Raw genomic sequence first — 490 nt, 5'->3', positions numbered from 1 at the left:
TCCCCTTGTCACCTCAGAATTACTCCCTATAATGCGCCTCCACTGACACGGAACAACGGCAAACAAGCCGCCGGGTCAGCGGGGTTCCGGTGAGAACCTCGCAGAGAAAAGCAAAAATAAATGCTTGACTCTGCAGCGGGAAAGCGTAATATGCACACCCCGCGCCGCAGCGAAAACGAAGCGGCACTGCTCTTTAACAATTTATCAGACAATCTGTGTGGGCACTCAAAGTGACATGGATTCTTAACGTCCTCGGACGAAAAATGAATACCAAGTCTCAAGAGTGAACACGTAATTCATTACGAAGTTTAATTCTTTGAGCATCAAACTTAAATTGAAGAGTTTGATCATGGCTCAGATTGAACGCTGGCGGCAGGCCTAACACATGCAAGTCGAGCGGTAGCACAGAGAGCTTGCTCTCGGGTGACGAGCGGCGGACGGGTGAGTAATGTCTGGGAAACTGCCTGATGGAGGGGGATAACTACTGGAA

Annotated in this window: 1 rRNA gene; it reads left to right on the top strand. The window is 49.6% G+C overall.

The features are described from left to right. Positions 1-331 precede the first annotated feature (331 nt). Positions 332-490: ribosomal RNA gene (locus M3223_RS23825) — 16S ribosomal RNA — on the top strand; the annotation flags it as partial.

The sequence above is a fragment of the Paenibacillus pasadenensis genome, from assembly GCF_023715725.1.
Taxonomy (GTDB): domain Bacteria; phylum Bacillota; class Bacilli; order Paenibacillales; family Paenibacillaceae; genus Paenibacillus_O; species Paenibacillus_O pasadenensis_A.
This window is presented reverse-complemented; position numbering and strand designations above follow the sequence as displayed.